The organism is Candidatus Schekmanbacteria bacterium (genome assembly GCA_016219965.1).
GTDB lineage: Bacteria > Schekmanbacteria > GWA2-38-11 > GWA2-38-11 > J061 > JACRJM01.
Genome location: JACRJM010000010.1, coordinates 155,163 through 175,513, shown reverse-complemented (window position 1 = coordinate 175,513; position 20,351 = coordinate 155,163). Strand labels below are relative to the sequence as shown.

At 42.5% G+C, this 20,351-nt stretch carries 15 protein-coding genes; 14 read left to right on the top strand and 1 reads right to left on the bottom strand.

Annotated features, from left to right (window positions below):
• Positions 1-60 precede the first annotated feature (60 nt).
• The 8 genes from HZA77_12360 to HZA77_12325 all read left to right on the top strand — a co-directional run bounded on the left by HZA77_12360 (position 61) and on the right by HZA77_12325 (position 9,644).
• Entirely contained in the window at positions 61-1,623 is a 1,563-nt protein-coding gene (locus HZA77_12360; GenBank protein ID MBI5376224.1) for a hypothetical protein, read from the top strand.
• A complete protein-coding gene (locus HZA77_12355) occupies positions 1,623-3,035 on the top strand; it encodes an O-antigen ligase family protein (protein ID MBI5376223.1) in 1,413 nt (470 codons plus the stop codon). The genes HZA77_12360 and HZA77_12355 overlap by 1 nt, the downstream gene beginning before the upstream one ends.
• Positions 3,022-4,395, top strand: a complete 1,374-nt coding sequence (locus tag HZA77_12350; GenBank protein ID MBI5376222.1) for a glycosyltransferase family 39 protein — start codon at positions 3,022-3,024, stop codon at positions 4,393-4,395. Before HZA77_12355 ends, HZA77_12350 begins: the two co-directional genes overlap by 14 nt.
• Positions 4,380-5,555, top strand: coding sequence for a glycosyltransferase family 9 protein (locus tag HZA77_12345; protein MBI5376221.1), 1,176 nt, complete (start codon positions 4,380-4,382; stop codon positions 5,553-5,555). The genes HZA77_12350 and HZA77_12345 overlap by 16 nt, the downstream gene beginning before the upstream one ends.
• Entirely contained in the window at positions 5,539-5,754 is a 216-nt protein-coding gene (locus tag HZA77_12340; GenBank protein MBI5376220.1) for a hypothetical protein, read from the top strand. The genes HZA77_12345 and HZA77_12340 overlap by 17 nt, the downstream gene beginning before the upstream one ends.
• Entirely contained in the window at positions 5,747-6,985 is a 1,239-nt protein-coding gene (locus HZA77_12335) for a DUF362 domain-containing protein (protein MBI5376219.1), read from the top strand. The genes HZA77_12340 and HZA77_12335 overlap by 8 nt, the downstream gene beginning before the upstream one ends.
• Positions 6,986-8,449, top strand: a complete 1,464-nt coding sequence (locus tag HZA77_12330) for a radical SAM protein (protein ID MBI5376218.1) — start codon at positions 6,986-6,988, stop codon at positions 8,447-8,449. It begins immediately after the preceding gene.
• A gap of 235 nt (positions 8,450-8,684) precedes the next feature.
• Positions 8,685-9,644 carry a glycosyltransferase gene (locus HZA77_12325; GenBank protein MBI5376217.1) on the top strand — a complete coding sequence of 320 codons (960 nt, stop codon included), beginning with the start codon at positions 8,685-8,687 and terminating at the stop codon, positions 9,642-9,644.
• A gap of 4 nt (positions 9,645-9,648) precedes the next feature.
• Here HZA77_12325 and HZA77_12320 read toward each other — a convergent pair whose 3' ends face one another.
• On the bottom strand, positions 9,649-10,176 hold the full coding sequence (locus tag HZA77_12320) for a hypothetical protein (protein ID MBI5376216.1): 528 nt from the start codon (positions 10,174-10,176) through the stop codon (positions 9,649-9,651).
• A 269-nt stretch (positions 10,177-10,445) separates the two neighbouring features.
• On the opposite strand from HZA77_12320, the gene HZA77_12315 reads away from it, so the two are divergent.
• The 6 genes from HZA77_12315 to HZA77_12290 all read left to right on the top strand — a co-directional run bounded on the left by HZA77_12315 (position 10,446) and on the right by HZA77_12290 (position 20,292).
• Positions 10,446-12,560: a molybdopterin-dependent oxidoreductase gene (locus tag HZA77_12315; protein MBI5376215.1), complete on the top strand. Its 2,115-nt coding sequence runs from the start codon at positions 10,446-10,448 to the stop codon at positions 12,558-12,560.
• A gap of 187 nt (positions 12,561-12,747) precedes the next feature.
• A complete protein-coding gene (locus HZA77_12310) occupies positions 12,748-14,817 on the top strand; it encodes an IPT/TIG domain-containing protein (GenBank protein MBI5376214.1) in 2,070 nt (689 codons plus the stop codon).
• Between the two features lie 98 nt (positions 14,818-14,915).
• Positions 14,916-16,379 carry a HEAT repeat domain-containing protein gene (locus HZA77_12305; protein ID MBI5376213.1) on the top strand — a complete coding sequence of 488 codons (1,464 nt, stop codon included), beginning with the start codon at positions 14,916-14,918 and terminating at the stop codon, positions 16,377-16,379.
• Positions 16,380-16,440: 61 nt separating this feature from the next.
• A complete protein-coding gene (locus HZA77_12300; GenBank protein ID MBI5376212.1) occupies positions 16,441-17,832 on the top strand; it encodes a hypothetical protein in 1,392 nt (463 codons plus the stop codon).
• Between the two features lie 19 nt (positions 17,833-17,851).
• A complete protein-coding gene (locus tag HZA77_12295) occupies positions 17,852-18,766 on the top strand; it encodes a cytochrome c3 family protein (protein ID MBI5376211.1) in 915 nt (304 codons plus the stop codon).
• Between the two features lie 8 nt (positions 18,767-18,774).
• Positions 18,775-20,292, top strand: a complete 1,518-nt coding sequence (locus HZA77_12290; protein MBI5376210.1) for a hypothetical protein — start codon at positions 18,775-18,777, stop codon at positions 20,290-20,292.
• The last annotated feature ends 59 nt before the right edge of the window (positions 20,293-20,351 follow it).

Below are 20,351 nucleotides of genomic sequence, written 5' to 3'. Positions count from 1 at the left end.
GAATTTTTTTCATGAGAATACTTCCTGCATATCTTATTTAAGGAAGAAAGGAGATGTCCAATGGTTAGAAAAAAAAATGCTTTAAAATTAATGATGATATTCTTTTTTTTAAGCAGCTTTCTTTCTTTTAACTGCGGAGCTTTTGCAAAGGTGAAATCAATTCCTGTTAAACGTGTTGCCGGTAATTCTGTTTTTACGGCAAACATTGACTGTGCGTCTAAAAAGGGAAAAATAAATGACAATGTATTTGGTGTCTTTACCAATCCTGATGAAGTGACTAAAAGTTTTAATCTTTTGAGTGATGCCCGCTTCCGGCTTATAGAAACACTTGTGCCTGCTGATGACAGGCTTTTTTCAAAGTCTAACAGTATAGGCAGTTTAAGATTTATCAAGATTGCAGAGGATCATATAGAAAGGGCTATCGAGCTTGGCATAGAACCAATGCTATGGTTCAACAACCCTCCTCAGCCTTTTAAAGACCTTGACGGGTTTCGTACTTATACGCAAAGCATGCTGAAATATCTTACAAAAGGCAAACAGGGGGGGCACAACTACAAGATAAGGATGTTCAGGTTCGGGAATGAACCTGACAATCCCATGTACTGGAATGGGACTAAAGATGAATTTTTCAAGGCCTTCGCGGTTTGGGCAAAGGCTGTAAAAAATGTTGATCCAAATTTTATAGTTGTAGGACCGGGGCTTGTTTTTGGGAATGCCGTCATCGCTGACAGGGCATCGGGCAGATTCTCTATATCGTCTTCTGAAGCAAGCAGTTGGGCCAAGGACTTTTTAAATTACTGCAACAAGTACAATGTCCCGGTGGACTATTTTACGGTTCACGGTTATTCTCCGGTTGTTTATCCGCTTTTCAATGATCAGATAAGCACAATAAAGAGAAATCTTGAGAAATATCCTAACATGAGCCCTCTTTACGGTACCCCGAAGGTTGGCAACGACGAATGGAATGTCATGGTGGGGGACCAGTGGAGTGGAAGATATAACCTTGAGTTTGACACAACGGATCTGGCTTCCAACAATATTCTGGCTCTTATCAATATGGTGAAATCAGGGCTTGAGCTTTCAATAAGATATGGAGGAACAGATTTTCCGGGTCATGATTACTCTATGGTATTCAATAATTATGAACCCAAGCCTGTCTATTATGCTTTCAAAGGATTTAACATGCTGCAGGATACACCTTACATCCTTAAAGACTCTGCTGCCGGCAAAAACCTTAATGCTGCTGTCCTTGCCGGTATTTCAGGCGACAACAAAAAGATTACAGTTGTGGCAGCCAACTTTGATGTTGATTTCTATATGAATACATATGTGACAAAGAGAAAGGGAGACACTGCTGCTATACCTAAGCAAATGAAGAATTATGATCAGGCATTAACGGACTTAAGCATTTCAAGCCCTACAACTTATGGAAAGCTTTCTCTTACTCTCGAAAATTTTCCCTGGAGCAGCGGGGAACAGATTTCGTATAAAATCTACAGCGTAGATGATGCCCACAACCTTGAAGTAATAGAAAGTAATACCATAAGCGGTTCCACAACCGTGAAAATTGAAAGAGACATTACTCTACCATCTGTTCAGGTCATAGTGTTTGAGAAGAAGTAATGCAGTCTGACGTAATAAATAAAAAAATTCTCTGGATTGAAATAATAGTCTTTCAGCTCTTAATCGCTGTTCTGCTTCTTTTATATCCTAATTATTATTTTGCGGCCGCTGTTGTTTCCATATTCTTTATGGCATTCATTTTTTCTGTTCCTGAGATTTCTTTGTTTCTGGTAGTGTTTACCATTTCAGTTGAACAGGCAGCTCTTTATCTCATTCTTGGCAGCAATGTAGTTGAAACTTTTCTTATCTATCATGTTTTTGCAGTAATTGCTTTTATATCATCTCTGGCTGCTCTTACTTTAGGGAATAAGAGGATTAAATCTCTGGAAAAAGACAAGTTCTTTTTTCTCTATCTGCTTTTCTTTTTATGGGGGTGTCTGACACTTTTCTGGTCAGCTGACAGGTCAAACGGATATTTTAAAACATATAACTTTGTGATCGACGGAATGATGATAGTCTCCTGCTATCTTATCATAAAGACAAAGAGATACCTTAACTGGCTTATAGGGGCTACGGTAGCTGCAGGTGTAATCACAACTGTTATTGCGCTTTATTCAATGGGTTTAGATTACCCGGGAGAAATATACTATAACTACAGGAATCTGATCTTAGCCTTCACCTTCAACCCCCGGCCTGAAATCATGAGGGGGCACGGCATCCTTTCACCGCCTGCCACGGCCTTCTATCTTAACACGGTAATCTCATACACCTTTGCCGTAATTCTCCTTTGCAGGAAGAAGATAATAAAATTTATAATGTTTGTTGTTCTCATGTTTCTTTTTACAGGACATCTTTCAACCATTACAAAGGGGAGCTTGCTTGGGCTTCTGGCAATAGCGACTGTTTTTATATTCAGAAACGAATTTCTTAAGAAAAGGATATTTACCTCTTATCTGGTTATGTTGTCTCTCATACTTTTTGGTTTTCTCGCTTCCCACATAGACGACCTGAGCAGGACCATCGAGTTCGGAATCCTGCGTACCATGTCTACTTCATCGGGGACAACGTCTGTTTCTTACAGGATGATGTTCTGGAAAAAAGGGATTGTGAAAATTTTTGAAACCTATGGCATCGGAGTAGGCATGGGGGGAATGCAGCATGAATTTTATCCATGGCCCCATTCCCACAGCATATATTTTTCCACTCTCTATGACCTCGGATTTACCGGGCTTATCATCTGGCTTGCCATTCTCGGCTATGCGATGAAAAAGTCAGTTGATGTTTACAGAGTAACGACAGACAAATACTACAGGACGATGATACTCGCCTTTATCGCCAATCTAAGTGGGATTCTTGTCAATGGTCTTACGGATTTTGAATATGTTTATGGAATGATCTGGCTGCAGCTTGCGTTCGGAATGGCAATAGTCAGGCTGGCTAAAAAAAATGGAGCAGGAATTGCTGAGACATAAAAGTGATTCCAACATCTTTTACGGCCCATCATTTTTTGGCCTTCTCTTTGCCGCTTTTTTGTTAAGGCTTATCGCATTGATGGCCGGCAGGTCATGGAAGATCCCTGTTACCCTTGAATATGGACAGATCGCTGACAATATAATAGCAGGGAAAGGTTTTGCCTTTGATTTTTACGGGTTAAGGAACGGAGCTGAGTTGAAATCTTTTTTCCCGCCCTTCTATCCTTATCTTATGGTTTTTTCCCGTGAAACCTTTGACCATCCCTATCTGTATCTTCTGATTTTACAAATTATCCTATCAGTCATCACCTGTGCTCTGATTTTCTTTATCAGCAGGGAATTTTTCAGCAGGAGGGCTTCATTAATAGCAATGGGGCTTGCCTCGTTCTATCCTCCATTTATTATTTCATCTGCCACATCTTTTTATCCTTTGACATGCGACATATTCATGATTGCGCTTTCTGTTTTGTTAATTATCAGATGCAGTAAGAATTTTTCCATGCCGGTTGCCCTCTATGCAGGAGTATCGCTTGGCATAATGACTTTAAGCTATCCCCAGGCTTTAATTTTCATCCCATTTGCTATTTTATACTGGCGTATGAACAAAAGCAGCTATGTATTGAGGAAGGGGTTAATACTCGTTTGTCTATACATCATAATAATCATTCCCTGGTGTATTCGAAATTATCAAGAGCATGGAAGGATTACCAATATTTCTACCAATGGCGGGTTCAATTTCTGGATGGGCAATAACCCTTTTACAATGGATACAGGCTGGGATGTAGATGTGGAGGCATATAAAAAATATATCGGAGGAAGAGAGCCTGACCCCGCTGTAACCCGGAAAGATGTACCGGATAAAATCAAGTCGCCCGCAGAGTTCCAGTCATTTGTGACGAGCAGGACACGTGCCTATCTTCCAAATGAGATAAGAGAGAGAGTAGGAGATATTTCGGAAACAGAGTTGGAAAGTCTTTTGTATAAGGCAGGAATTGATTATGTTTTAGATGAACCTTTATTATATGTAAAGAGAGTGGCAACAAAGTGTTTTTACTTCTGGATATACAGACCTCCCGAAGGGCGAAAACCCGCCTTCGCCTCTTTCCCAGGGAATGTAATTTATATAGTTCATTATATGTTCCTTTTCCCTCTTGCGGCTGGCGGAATATATGTAAGCAGAAAAAAATGGAGAGAGCTGTCATTTATCTTTTTTATACTAATTTTGTTTACGGCATTATATGCTAATTTTTTTGTACTAAGCCGCTACAGGTGGCTCATAGACGGGTTCCTCATGGTGCTGGCGGGGGCTTTTCTCGATAATGTGGTGGAGAACCGGGATCAACATTGTATAAATTTGTAAATACTCGGACAAAGATAATAGTTTTTTTTATAGACCTTGCAGGATTTTTCTTATGGGCTTTGTGTCATATTTTTATGCCATGGAAGATAGTCGGGAGAAAGCCTGTTCCGGATAGTCCTCAGAAAATCCTACTTATCCGCGCAGACTACATCGGTGATGTCCTGCTCACAACCCATACATTGAAAGGGATAAGAGAAAGGTTCCCCCAATCGCATATCTCTTACCTTGTGTCATCTAAGTCGCGCGAAGTGCTTGAAGGCAACCCTTATATAGACAGAATTATAACCTATGATCCACCATGGTTTTTTAAAAAAGACTTTAAAACTGCTTTAAGCGAGTACAGGAGTGTTTTGTCATTGATAAGAAAAGAGCGTTTTACCCTTGCCGCTGACTTTCGCGGTGATGCACGCAACATCTTTCTTTTGACTGTCCTTGGAAGGATACCGTTCAGGGTGAGCTTTGCCTCATCAGGGGGATGGTTTTTACTTACTACCGTAGCCGATTATCCGCCGCACACACATGAATCAGCATATCACACAATCATAGCGGAGACTCTTGGCGCTAAGGTTGATAAGACGGCTTTGCCGGAGATGTTCATTGGAGAAAAAGAGAGGGGATTCGCAAAATTATTTTTTAGCAGGTATAATATCAATAATAATGATGTTACGGTTGTGATTCATCAGGGTGCAAGACTTCCCCTGAAGCAGTGGCCGCTTGAGAGATATGGCGAAGTTGGCCGTTATCTTGTATCAAATCATGGGGCAAAGATAATTCTGACAGGTGCTTATGGTGAAGCTCCGGTTGTTGACAGACTAAGAGAAATGATAGGTTGCGATAGCTCTGTTATTTCCGCGGCAGGAACAACCGGTTCATTAAAAGAGTTAAAGGCGATTTTTGATATGTGCCGGCTTTTTATTGGTACAAGCAGCGGTCCGTCACATATCGCAGCCTGTGCCGGCGTGCCCGTTGTTTTGATTTCTGGTCCGGAGTCGGTGGCACAGTGGCGGCCCATAGGGAACAGGTGCATTATACTGAAAAAAGAATATCCCTGCTGCCCGTGCAATGAGAAGGAGTGCCCATATATAGATAAAGGGGAAAACTGCATCTTGGCAGTGAAGACAGAAGATGTTAAAAATGCAATAGATGAGATTCTATGTTGATAAATCTAGCAGCTGGCTTGTCAGTCCTGCTCCGGTACTAAACAGCAGGTGCCTTCCGCAGGAACTGCCAAGCCATCTGAGCACAGAAGCGGCTGTGGTTTGCACGGGAGCACCTGCTGTTCAGTGCAGAGTGCAAATCGCTGCCGCTTCTGGATTAACAAAAACTATTTTTTGGGATTACTGGAAAAACTATGTTTAGGTTTGATCTATTAAAGGTGGGATCAAGGGGGGAGATAAGGGAGAAGCTCTTTAATACCCTTGAGACCTATAACGACCTTTTCCCTTCTTCAAAGTCAGCGAAGATACTGATCAAGCCAAATCTGAATAGCAACATGAATGCACTCACAGGTAACACTACAGATCTGCGGATTGTCGCTGCCATGATAGAATATCTCAGGGAGAAGGGATACGGGGACATTACCATCGGGGAAGGGACGAACAGCGGATTTTACAGGAGCAATATCAGCGTTATCTCAAGGCTTGCCGTTGACAGGCTTGCAAATCATTATGGTGTGAAAGTAATTGACCTCAATTATTCTGATAAATTGGAGATAGATTTTGAAAATGGGATAAAAGCGGATGTCGCAAGGGAATGTGTTGAGGCAGATTTTTTTATAAATATGCCAAAGATCAAGACCCACTTTGAGGCAGGGATGAGTCTTTCCATTAAAAATCTTATAGGATGCCTTGTAGGACAGGACAATAAAAAAAAGGCCCATAAGAGCCTTGCCCGCAATATTCTTAATATTAATAAAGTTGTAAAACCACATCTCCATATAGTTGACGGCATAATATCAATGGAGGGGCTCGGACCTACGCGCGGAACGCCCGTAAGAACAGGTGTAATTATTACCGGAACTGACCCATACCTCATAGACCTGGTCTGTGCAAAGATCGCCACTTTTGATTACAAAAAGATCGGAGTACTTAAAGCTGCCGCTGATTCAGGTTTAATAACACCGGAGCACCGCAAATTTGCAGATGAGTTTGACCTTTCAGGGATATCGAAAAAATTCATTGAGCCTAAGGCTAACTTTTTTGCATCTTTCATACACAGCCCGAAGCGGCAGAAGTATTTTCTGGCGGTCCGCAATACAGCACTTTTCAACTATCTTTGCACAACATCCTTCTTCGGGGCTATTCTTTTTAAGACAGGGTTAAGGCAGGACAACTATATAAAGGAGGAGATGTTTCTTGAAGGGCTAAGGTTCAGAGAGGACCTTTGCCTTGAAGGATGCAGGAAATGTGCGGATTACTGCCCTGTCGGCATTAGTCTTCCTATTGAGCTGGAAAACACAGATAACGGTTGTATAGGATGTCTATACTGTTTTCTTGTCTGCCCTGTTCATGCGATTGAGTTCAAAGGGAAGCAGGGGTTCCTCGCGGAACAGCTTAGACAATATGATGAAATAACAAGAAAGGTAACATAAATGAATGTACTTCTGCTTAATCCTCCATATCTTAAAAAATTTTCCCGTCCGCAGAGAAGCCCTGCTGTCACCAAGAGCGGCACACTCTATTACCCGATGTGGCTTGCCTATGCTGCCGGGGCGCTTCAAAAGGCGGGACATGAGATTGACCTAATAGATGCCCCTGCTGACGGGTATTCCTTTGAAGAAGTTATTGAGCGGGGGAAAAGATTTTCTCCTGATCTTATAGTCCTCGATACGAGCACTCCGAGCATTTATAATGATGTTGATGTTGCAGGAAGGTTGAAGGACATATTCCCCTCATCATTCATTGTCCTTGTGGGAACACATGTGTCGGCGCTTTCTGACGAAGTGATCCGCATTGACGGCAGGGTTGATGCCGTTGCACGTTACGAATATGACCAGACATTGGTTGAGCTTGCAGCAGTACTTTCCGGGAAAAAAGATTTAAAGGAAGTATCAGGTTTAAGTTTTCGTGACGGCGATAAAATCATTCACAATCCACAGAGGGCTTTTACGGAAGACCTTGATGCTTTTCCATTTGTGAGTTCGGTTTACAAGAAGTTCCTTAAAATAGAGAATTACTTTAACCCAAATGCCCTTTATCCAATGGTGACTATCACTACAAGCAGGGGATGTCCTTTCCCCTGCACATTCTGCGTTTATCCGCAAACCCTCATGGGGAGAAAGTTCAGGCTCCGCTCCATAGAGAGTGTTGTAGCTGAGATGAAATATATAGTTGAAAATTTCCCGCAGGCAAAAGCGGTCTTTTTTGAAGATGATACCATTACAGTAAATAAAAAAAGATGTGAAGAGCTTGCGAAGTCCATAATCAGGGAAAAGATAAATATCTCATGGACAGCCAATGCACGCGTGGGGCTTGATTATGATACCATGAAGATAATGAAAGAGGCCGGGTGCCGCTGTTTCTGTGTTGGCTTTGAGAGCGGCAGTCAGTTGATCCTCGAGAATATGAAAAAGAAAATCACCGTTGAAGACATGGAAGGGTTTATGAAAAATGCCAGAAGAGCCGGCATCCTTATTCACGGCTGTTTCATGGCAGGGCTCCCGGGGGAGACAAAAGAGACTCTCATGGAAACCCTTGAGCTTGCAAAAAGATTAAAGCCCGACACAGTGCAGTTCTATCCGGTGATGATCTATCCGGGTACAGAGGCTTACAACTGGTACAAGGAGCGGGGCTTGATCTCCACAGATGATTTTTCGAAGTGGCTTACCCCTGATGGTCTTCACAACACGGTAATAAGGACTGAGAAACTTTCTTCGGCTGAAATTGTAAAATTCTGTGATTATGCCAGACGGTCTTTTTATCTGCGCCCCGGATATCTCCTATATAAGATGATGCAGATGATAATGCATCCGGAAGAGATAAAAAGGACTGCAAAGAGCGCAAGGACGTTTATCAAGTATCTGGTAAAGGGTTCAGATATCAGTGAAAAAGAGTAAGAGCTGGCTTGCCGGTCCCCCTCAGGCTTAAAGCTTCATGCGCCTTCGGGGGAATCCGCCAAACCAGCTTAGCATGGAATTAAGATATTTTAAATGTGAATTAAGACGAGAGGTGGCTTGTCAGTCCTGTTCCGGCACTAAACAGCAGGTGCCTTCCACAGGAACTGCCAAGCCAATTGCCACCGCTAAAAAAAAGATTTTTTCTGAGCCGATTAAATAGAAAGTGGTTTTCTAAATGAAAATTTCAATCATCATCCCTGCTTATAATGCTGAGAAAACCATAGGTGAATGTCTTAAGGCATTGCTTGATCAGACCTATGGAAGGGAAAGTTATGAAGTAATCGTTGTGGATGACGGTTCCACTGATAAAACTGCCGGGATTGCTGAGTCGCTGGGAGCAAAAGTTATAAGGCAGAAAAACGCTGGTCCTGCGGCTGCGAGAAATCGCGGGGTTGATGAAGCGAAAGGTGATATCATTCTTTTTACTGATTCTGATTGTGTCCCTGCCAAAGACTGGATAGCACAGATGACAGCTCCTTTCGAAGACAGCGAGACCGGAGCAGTCAAGGGAGCTTACAGGACGGAGCAGAGAAGTCTTGTTGCCCGCTTTGCACAGGTTGAGTTTGAAGAACGATTTGAGATGTTAAAGAAGGCAGACTCGATTGACATGGTTGATACATATTCAGCCGGTTACAGAAAAGAAATATTCTTAAAAGCCGGGGGGTTTGACAGAAGTTTCCCGGTTGCAAATAATGAGGATACGGAACTTTCCTATAAGCTTTCTGGACTTGGCGTTAAAATGGTGTTTAATCCGGATGCAATTGTTTGCCACCTTAATCACCCTGATACGGTATTGCGTTACACAAGGCTTAAGTTCTGGCGCGGATACTGGAGAATGGTAGTTTACAGGCGGTTTCCTGACAAGATGATGAAGGACACATATACGCCGCAGTCGCTTAAACTTCAGATCCTTTTTTTATTCCTTGTTGCCGCCGGAGCTTTCATTTCGCTCTTTTATCCTCTGGCGGGAGCATATTTTGTGATTATACCGGCAATAGGTTTTTTCACGATAAGTTTGCCATTTATAATCTTTGCTTTTAAAAAAGATCTCCCCGTAGCAATGACTGCTCCATTCATGCTAATGCTGAGAGCCCTCTCAATAGGGTGCGGCGTAATATGGGGACTTGTATTTTAGCCGGTTACACTTTTATATTAACTGTCGCTTCAGTTGACGGATTAATATCACTTGCTGTCTGATTCGCGTTGTTCATTGTCTGCCAGTATGCGTTCAGTTCAGCTCTGTCAGCCTTGCCGTCCCCGTTTGTATCGATTTTGCCGAAAGTTTCACTGTCCGCGTTAAGCTCAAGAGCACTGAGGGCTTTGTCTCCGTCAGAATCTTTGTCCGATATTACTCTTGAAGACATAAAGTCTATCTGGTTTACAGGAAAGAATGCATTGAGTTCAGCTCTGTCGGCCTTACCATCCTTATTTGTGTCAACCTGCGAGAAAGTATCGCTATCCATGTTAAGCTCTTCAGAGGAAAGGACTTTGTCCCCGTCAGAATCTTTGTCTTTTATCAGGGTTGCAGTCATTGAATCTATTTGGGAATCTATCTGGGAATCTACCTGGCTTGAGAAAGTATTATTACTGCTTGCTTCGCTTTTATTCTTTCCGTCATAATACTTATTGACGGATGATGAAAAATCTACACTTGAAATTCCATTCATTTTGTTCTCCTTTAATTGTTAGACTCATTGATTAGACTAATGATTAGACTAATGCGTAACTTGAAAAAGCTTTCATACGAGTACTATGCAAGCAGCATGCCATCTGAGCATTATTGGTTAACATATTAAATTTAAAGACTTTTTTATAAAAAGGCATTTGGTGATGTTACAAATAGAGCTGACTTTCTCATTATATATATGGTAAAGTTTGCCTATCAGTAGTTTAAGAGGCTGAGAATAATAACAGCAGAAGATAGCGAAAGAGGAAAGTGAATCCATCAAGCTCAGATAGAGTTTTTAAAAGCGTATGCAGGATATGTCACGGCGGATGCGGCACACTTGTCCATGTGAAAGACGGAAAAGTGGTAAAAGTCCGGGGAAACCCGGAATCACCCATGAGCAAAGGGTGGATGTGTGTAAAAGGGCTTGCAACTGCTGAGATTGCAAACCATCCGGAAAGACTCTCACATCCATTGCGCCGAAAAGGTGAAAGAGGAAGCTGCCAATGGGAAAAGATATCATGGGATGATGCGTTAGGTGAGATAGCATCAAAGCTTGATAGGTTCCGCAAAGAGCTAGGGGCGGAATCCATCGCCCTCGGGCAGGGGACCGGACGCCATCATTATATGCACACCGTAAGATTTGCAAACCAGCTTGGCACTCCCAACTGGTATGAGCCCGGGCTTGCCCAGTGTTTCATCCCGCGCATAACGGTAAGCAATCTCACCTACGGCGGATTTGTGACCGGCGATTATTACGGTGAAGTTCCCCCCAGATGTATAATGTTCTGGGGGCATAACCCTGTTGTGTCAGGCCCTGATGGAGAGCTTTCCATAGTTGTGAGGCGTGCTCTCCGCAAGGGATGCAAAACCATTGCCATAGACCCGAGGAGGTCTGAGACAGCAAAGCTCTGCGGGCAATGGCTCCCTGTGCGTCCCGGCACTGATGCAGCCCTTGCCCTTGCCATGATCTACGTAATAATAAATGAGGAAATATATGACAGGGGCTTTGTTGAGAAATGGACAATAGGATTTAATGAGCTTAAAGAGCGGGTAAAAGAATGCACCCCTCAATGGGCGGAAATGATAACAGGTGTCCCTGCAGATGACATTAGAGAGGCGGCAAGGACATATGCGCTGAACAAGCCGGCAATACTTGAATGGGGTTTAGGGCTGGAGCAGAATATAAACTCCCTTCAGACCGTAAGGGCTATTGCCATATTAAGAGGGCTTACAGGCAACATTGATATTCCAGGCGGCGACATCTTTGGCATGAACATAATAAACAGCTATCCTACCCTGAAGGATAAACTTCCGGAGGGGATGTCTAAGAAACGGCTCGGAGCGGATGAGTTTAAACTCCTTGGAGGGTGGCGCGCTTTCATGCCGTCAGCGCACATACCTGCGCTTTTCAAAGCTATGAGGACAGGAGAACCTTACAGGATAAGAGCGCTTCTTATCTTCGGAGGAAATCCCCTTACTACGGTTGCAAATGCAAAAGAGGTATATGAGAGCCTAATAAAGCTTGATCTTCTCGTTGTCACCGACCTCTTCATGACTCCTACCGCAGCTCACGCTGATTATGTCCTTCCTGCAGCATTCTGGCCTGAAGTAGAGCAGGTCATCGGCTACCCCCTTGTTGTTGAGAATATGGTTATAGCACAACCCAAGATAACAAGCTTCGGAGAAGCGAGACAGGATGAATGGATAATGAACGAGCTTGCAAAAAGGCTCTCCCTTCCGGCAAGTGAAGAGAGTTTACAGGATATAATGAATTACCAGCTTCAACCTTTGGGGATTAATTACACGCAATTATTGGAAAGGCATTTTATTTACCCTCCTCATGAATACAGAAAATATGAGATAAAAGGTTTCAGGACACCGTCGCGAAAGGTTGAGTTATATTGCAAGACACTTGAGAGGATGGGCTATGACCCTCTTCCATTATATAAGGAGCCCCCTGAGAGTCCGGAGAGCGCTCCGGAGACAGCCAAAGAATTTCCTTATATACTTATTACCGGAAGCCGTAAGATGGAGCTCTTTCACAGCGAAGGAAGGCAGATCTCATCGCTTAGGAGTAAAAGACCTTTCCCGCAGGCTGAAATCCATAGAGAAGTTGCAGACAGATACAATATAAATTCAGGAGACTGGATTATCATAAGTTCCCCGAGAGGCAGAGCAAGAATGAAAGCCGTCATTACAGATGATATACACCCGAGGGTAATCAGCATTGATCATGGCTGGTGGTATCCTGAGCTAAAAGGCCCTGATTACGGTGTATGGGAGTCGAATGCCAATGTGCTTACCAGCAATCAGCCGCCCTATGATAATGCTTTTGGTTCTTATCAGTTGAGGGGACTTCTTTGCAGGATAGAAAAAGAATAAAATTGTTTTTAGATTGAAATATTTTAAAAAATAAAAAAAATGTTTGACACTGTTAAAGTCAGGTGGTAACAAAAAAAGTATACTTTTAATGAAAAGATACTTGACGAATGGATTGCATTCAAACTATTATGACACCAAGTATCATATTTTCACTATCATTTTATTAAAAATTAACTGGAGGGATAATATGGGTTTTAAAAAAGCAGTCGGTATTTTCTGTATCATGTTATTTGTTTTTGCAATTGGAGTAACAGCATCAGAAGCAGCGCTTAAGATCAGCAAGGTAACCTACTCACCTACCCCGGCCACTATAGGGGGTGAGGGCACGATTACAATCAAAGGTAACGGGTTTACGTCAAAGGCAAAGGTAACAATCTCGGGAGTGACCTTCAAAAAGACAGGAAAAATCACAAGAACAACAATCAAAGGAACATATACTGTTAAAGATACTGCAACAATCGGTAAAAAGAGTGTTGTTGTAAAAGTTGGAAGTAAGAAAGCTACAAAAAAGAATGCATTTGAAATTTCGGAAGCATGTACATTCACACTTATACCTGTTCCTAACCCACCTGAATTCCCGGCAGTTGGCGCTGACGGTATAATCACAGTCTCAACGGAAGCTAATTGCCCGTGGCTTGCAACAACAGAAGCTGACTGGATTACTTTAAATACAGATTCAGGCACAGGCACAGGTGTAATCAGTTTTACGGTTGCTGAGAATGTGGTAACTGAAGCTCGTGAGGCTGCTATAAATGTAGAAGATCAAGTCATTACAATAGTTCAGGTTCCTGCTGCAAGCGGTGAGTGTATATTCCTGCTTAGTGGTGATCCATTACCGGCTTTATTCGATGCACCAGGGGGTGAGGGCGTAATAACAGTTACAACGGATGTTACCTGCGACTGGACTGCTACACCGGGCGCTCCATGGATCACCATATCACTGGAAACCCTCTCAGGAACAGGACCTGGAGTAATTTCCTACGCTGTGTCAGCTAACACCGGAGACATACGTACTTCAGTTATAACAGTAGAAGATAAAGTATTCACTATAGCTCAAAGTGCATTGGCAGCTGACCTGATTGCAACTGTGGTATCAGATTCAGTTACAAACAGCGAGCTTAGCTCTCTGATATGGGGTGTAATAACTCCTGTTCCATTCCCCACCAAAGGAAACGTTGTAGGCGGTGGTCATGGTGCACTTTTTGATGATTTGATCACTGTTACACTTCAGGCAGCACATGATTCACAGAACCTGTATATAAAGGCAACCTGGCCAGATGCTACCAATAGTGCAACTGCTGGAGTACTTGGATATAATGGTACAGGATGGGTAAATTTTGATCCTGCGCAAACAAACGAAGACAAGTTGTACATGATGTTCCCGATAACAGACAGTGCCGGAAGGGCCGGATTGACATTTGCTCAGGCAGGATGCGCATCAACATGCCATCTGACCAAAAATGACAGTGGCGTTATAACTAACACTGTTGCACCGCTCGCCAATTGTGCCATGTGTCATAATAACTCAGATGATGTACAGGACCTTGCTTTCGTCCATCCATCAGTAGATCCATTGACTGAAACATGCACAGACTGCCATGCTGACAGGAGTTTTAACAATGTTGTTCTTACTCCATTGGCTGCGCAGACAATGGGTGCAGGTACAGGCGGCGTACTTGATGTTTGGGAATGGAAAGCGGCAAATACAGCACCTCTCGGCTTAGCAAGGGATGCAAACTCTGCCTTCCCGATTGCCACTGCTGATGACGGAGGAAGCCTTACGATTTCAAATCTTCTTCCTGTTACATCAACTGTAATACCTCAGTTCATATGGACAAGTATATCACTTGGCGCCAATGATCTGATTCCTGCAAGTAAGTTATTCGATAACGATGGTTATTCAATTTATACAACATCAGATATATGGCTTGACGGCTCACTTGCAGTATTTAGTGGCACAGTTGGATCGGGCGACTATTACAATAAGGATGGGGTAATAACCATTACAACAGGACATATTGCCAGAAATATACTGTTCGATGACAGAGGTGCAGTAGGCGGAAATAAAGACTTAAGTGTTGAATCCGCCTATATAACCGGAACATGGAATGTATTAATTACAAGAAAACTCGATACAGGAAATGTAGGAGACGTAGTATTCGAAACAGGCAATACCTATAATTTCGGTTTGGCAGTAACTGATAATTCGACTGCAAACCATAAGGGTATCGCGCTTAAGAGCTTGCTTATAGAATAGAGCAGTAAGATCGTAAGCGTCCAAAGCAGATGAACAAAGGCCGCCGGAAGAATATTCCGGCGGCTTTTTTATTAAAAAATAAAGGCTGACTTAAAACTATGAATGAAAGAAAAAAGAGACCATTTCTGAAGCTTCTGGCATTTTGCGCTATCCTTGCATTGTCCCTGTCGTCATGCGGAAGAGGATGTGTTATCGGAGGGGAAAGATTGATAAAGCAGGCAAAGTCGCTTATCGCCGAAGGTAAGACTGAGGAAGCAGACAAGGTGATAAATGAACTTTTGAAAAAAGATCCCCGCAACAGCGATGCGCTTGTTGTCAAGGCTGAGATTATGCTCAAAAGAGGAAAAACAAAAAAAGCACTTGAATCATATATGGAGCTAAAAAAGAAAGGTATAAAGGATGACTCCTTCCTTGATGAAGTTGCCAAAAGGAGCATAATAGAATTCCTTACCGGTAATAATATAGACCTCAAACTTATAGCCATAGAGAGCGTTGAAAGGATGAAAGATGCCTCTGCAGTGGAAATACTGAAAAAAGTGCGCAGCACTTACGGTGAAGATTACGAGGTAAGAAACGCAGCAGCAGAGGTGCTTGAAAAAACAGGTGAGAAGCTTAGCGAAGATGAACTTAATAAAATGCTTTTAGATAAAAACGATGAATGGAACAGAATGTATGCTCTTAAAAAACTCTCAACTGCCAAAGGCAAAAGTTTTGCTGAGAGTATAAAAAAAGCCCTTGGTGATGAAGATATTGATGTAAAAGTTACAGCCTGCGATCTTATCGGTGAAATCAATATCGGAGACCTTGCAGACAGCCTCAGAAAGCTTTTAAATAACAAAGATGAAGATGATGAAGTGAGACTGCACGCTGCCGCTTCACTGATGAAGACAGGAGATAAAGGCGGGAAAGATCTTCTCATGAAGTCGTTAAAGGATAATGATACAGACATAAAAAGCATGGCATGCGAGCTTTTAGGCGCATCAAAGGTTATGCAGGCTGTTCCTGATATATTGAAAATACTTGACAATGAAGATGAGTTTGTAAGGCTTGAAGCAGTAAAAGCGCTCGGTATTTTAGAAGACAGGACAGTGGCGAAACAGCTTGTTCCATCTCTTGATGATGATGATTTTGATGTACGTACAGAGGCGGCATCGTCGCTTAAAAAAATGGGATTTGAAGGTTTAGAGGATGAGCTCATAAGCAGGGCTAAAGATCAGAATTTCGAGATGAGAAGTTCTGTAGCCTGGTCGCTTGCAGAACTTAAAGGTGCCAGGGTTGAAGAGACGCTGAAGACTTTATTAAATGATGATGAACCTGATGTGCGTGCAGGTGCTGTCTACTCATGGGGGAAAGTGAAAGGAAAGGATGGTGCCCCGGAACTATTAAAAATGCTGAAAGACAGCGATAAGTCAGTTGTATCTGCAACCGCTAAGGCTTTGTCAGATTTTGCCTCAAAGGATATGATAGACCAGATGCTGGAAACAATTGAAAAATATTTCAAGGATGATGAAACAAGGCTTTATCTTCTTAATGATATTGAAATTGCTTTACACAATAAATAATATTGTGATATTTTTTAACCAATTTTAAAATTAAATTTTACTGATAACCCAGAGGATATTGATGAAAAGAACATTGCTCAAGGCAGTTCTGTGTTTCTTCTGGATTTTATTTACTCCGATTTGCGTATTTTCCAAAGATTACAGCCTGAATCTTAAGACTATCTATGATTTCAGGTCTGCCCGCTATGAAGATATAAGGACCAATGACGAAGACCACGATTTTTACCAGTATGTAACATTCAGAAGCGATGGCTACGGTCTCGAAAATCTTGAAACCTTTATTTCAGGGAGGATTGCCTGGGATATCGGCGATACCATGAGGAGAGACTATTTCCGGGATGTAAAAAACACTTATAGCGGAAGCGACAAACTGAGCGAGATTTACAGCGCATGGGCAGAATATAAAAACATTTTCAACATAGCAAGCGTGAAAGCAGGAAGGCAGTATTTTTATGGTGCCGAGGTAGCGCACTTTGATGGGGCTGAGATTGCGGTAAAGAATATTCCCTATGTTGATTTCAGCGCCTTCGGCGGCAGTCGTGTAAGTCTTAGATACGAGCCCAGAAAAAATGAGATATGGGGAGGCAACCTTGGTTTTAAACCTGTGAAGGATACCAGACTGGAAGTCAGAATGGTAAAGTATCTTGACTACAGTTCTGATTTTACTATTTATCAGGAAATAACAAAGAACCTTGATATGGATATCAAGTTTGCTGCCATCAATGAAGACCCCAAGGACATTGATGTAAGTGCAAACTATTCATCGAGAAAGTACGGCACAAGGGTTCTCTTCGAATATTACAGAAGGCTTGGCGGAAGCAGTTCTGATGAGTATGAATTCGACTACACTTCAGCGGAAAACCGAGGCTTAAAGGGATTCAAAGTGCCGAGGCTGGGATTACTCCGGCTTCAGCCATTCGAAGATTATTATGTTATGGTCCATCAGCCATTCCTTGATTATTTTGGCGTGAGTGCATCTTACAAGATACAAAACCTCATAAATAATAATGAGGGAAACCAGTATAACTCTGATTCTCAGGAATACACAGCAGGACTTGACTGCAAGAATTTACCATTAAAGGGTTCTGATATACTTGTGGAGTGGAGACACTATCAGGACAGCAGGCGTTCTAAAAGGTTTCAAACTGAATCGCAGGAGATTAGCGGAGAGTTTAGTCAGCAGCTGGATCAAAGCTTCTCTTCTATCAACAAGCTGTTCGGCAAGAACCTCAATAATGTATCATTCAATGTCAGAGGGTTTTACAGGGTTTATGATTATAACTTGAAAAAATACCAGACCTATGGACTTACATCCTATTTCAAGGGATATATAACCGACAATCTTGATTTTCTTGTTTCATATTCTTATGAAGAGGATGATAAGCTTGCCGTGCCTTATTCTAAGCTGGATTACCTGCAGGGTGTGAGGGTAGAGCTGGGACTTAATTTTTAAGGTTTTAAGGGGTGGTGTAATGTTAGATAAAAAAAATATAACGCTAATCTGCTCATTCATATTTGCAGTACTGCTTCTTTGTATATTTATCCAGGGATGCAGAGAAGACGAGCTGGGCCTCGTTTTTTCACATAAGTTCCATACTGAAACAGGAGGAGCAGTCGGGGCTGAATGCAGCCAGTGTCATGAGACAAATGCTGATGGAAAAAAGATGACGCTTCCCAATCACGAACAATGTTCCCAATGCCATGAGATAAACGAATCAGATCCACCTGACAAATGTTCATCATGTCACACAAGGGAAGACAACAAGGTTTTCCTGCGTGACATGCAGATGATGATAAAAGATGTGAAGTTTTACCACAAGGTGCATATTGATTTGGGCTTTGGATGCCTTGAATGCCATCCTGAGATCAAGACAAGAGATAAAACTTCGGTTGAAGACATACCTGAAATGGAAGTCTGTTCCAAATGCCATCGTATGACAGTTTCGGAATGCAGTACATGCCACGATGAAATAAGGGAGGGACGTAAGCCCATTGACCATACAATTCCGGTATCACACGACAGCTCCTGGAAAGAGTTTCATGGAAGGAGTGCCAGAACTGACTCAGATGACTGTCTCTTATGTCATAAGTCTGCAAGTTGTGAAGAATGCCATACAAAGGTAAGGCCATCTTCCCATAGCCTTTCATGGAAGCAGGATATACATGGCAGATATGCAACGCAGGACAGGGATAAGTGCGCCGTATGTCATCAGGCAGATTTCTGCAGCCGTTGCCATGAGCAAAGACCTACGACACATTATGAACCTGATTGGGTTCCAAATCACAGGACTGTAGCAAGCAGGGATGGAAGATCATGTGTTGTCTGCCATGAAAGAGAATTTTGTCAGGAATGCCATAGGATAAACTTCAAAAAACTTGTTAAGTAGGAATTAAAATGTTTGATTCTCTTCAACGGCTATTTGTTATTATTGAAGGTGCTCCATGCTCTCTAAAGTCAGGCAGACAGGATATTCCTTTGGAAGTACTAGGAGAGAAAGGGAAAAACCTTTCCTTGCTGACCGTAGCTGTTCAGGTAATTTCAACATTTATAATATTTTCTCTGCTGATTTTTTCCTTTGCAGGGTGTAGCGGCGGGGGAGGAGGAAGCACGAGCAGTTCTGATAAAAAGGGAGTTACCAAGGCCCCATTTCTTGGCAGGACTTATATCGGTTCAAGCAGATGTATATATTGCCATGAAGGAACAGGAGAAATATGGGAAACTACCAAACATGCAAATGCCTTTGCTGTTGTTGCCGGTGGAAGTAACGAATGCTACCGCTGTCATACGACAGGTTTCAGTAAATCCGCAGATAATGGCGGCTATGATGAAAATCCGGTTAATAAGCTTGAGAACGTGGGATGTGAATCCTGCCATCTGGCAGGAGCAAAATATGCACCGCACTATACGGCGCGCTCAGCAAGGGGTTTATCCAGCAGAACACTTCTGGCTTTAAAAGCAGAGGTCTGCGGATATTGCCATACAAAAAATGTTGATGATTCCGTGTCTAAAGGACAGTATGACATGTGGGTCAACTCTCCTTTCCCTAATTCTCTTGAGAATTTAGAGGGGCATCCTGAGGTAAATAATTCATGTCTTAAATGTCACAGTGCTGATAAAATTTATGACAGCTCCGTTACTTTGGGGGAAGCCCGAAATGCTGTAACATGCGGGGCATGCCATTCACCTCATGGTTCAGGCAATGATTTTCAGTTAAGAGCACAGGGAGATGTGGACCTTCCCGGACCTATCACCAATACGACTGTAAGCGCGGGCAAAGGCGCAATTTGCTATACATGCCACAATGACCAGATAGAAAATGTTGATGATGCAGTATCCGAAGGCGTGACTCCAAGATTCAATCAGGCGCAGATGTTTTCAGGTACCGGGGCCTACGAATTCGGCGAAACGATAGACGACTCCGCCCATTCCAGTTTTGATAATAAATGCCTTGACTGTCATGGTTTTGATACTCCTGCTGATGGTGAGACAGGACATAACACAATTGGTGGGCATACATTCAGGGTGATAGATAAAGACGGGAATAAGCTTTTTTCAGCATGTCAGCAGTGCCATGATGGACTTGAGACATTCAACAGGACTGCCCGCGGAGATTATGATGGAGATGGAACTAAAGAGGGAATACAGAGTGAAATTGATGGATTGCTGGCGCTGTTGAAAACTGAGATACTGAAATCAGGCAATGTAACTGAAGGAGCAGATTCATTTAGCAGATCCTATTTTATATTTTCTTCCAGTGCAACTGATGAGGAAAAACAGAGTGCCTTCAACTGGTCTTTTGTTGACTCTGATAAAAGCCGGGGTGTGCATAACACTGAATATGCTGTAAGATTGCTTCAGATTTCCTACAAAAAAATTACCGGAACCGATGTGCCGGGTGCTGTAATCAGGTAATACGGATTAAGGTTTAACCTCCCTGTGAGAAGGTTCTTCCCCTTCTGTTCTGATGAGGG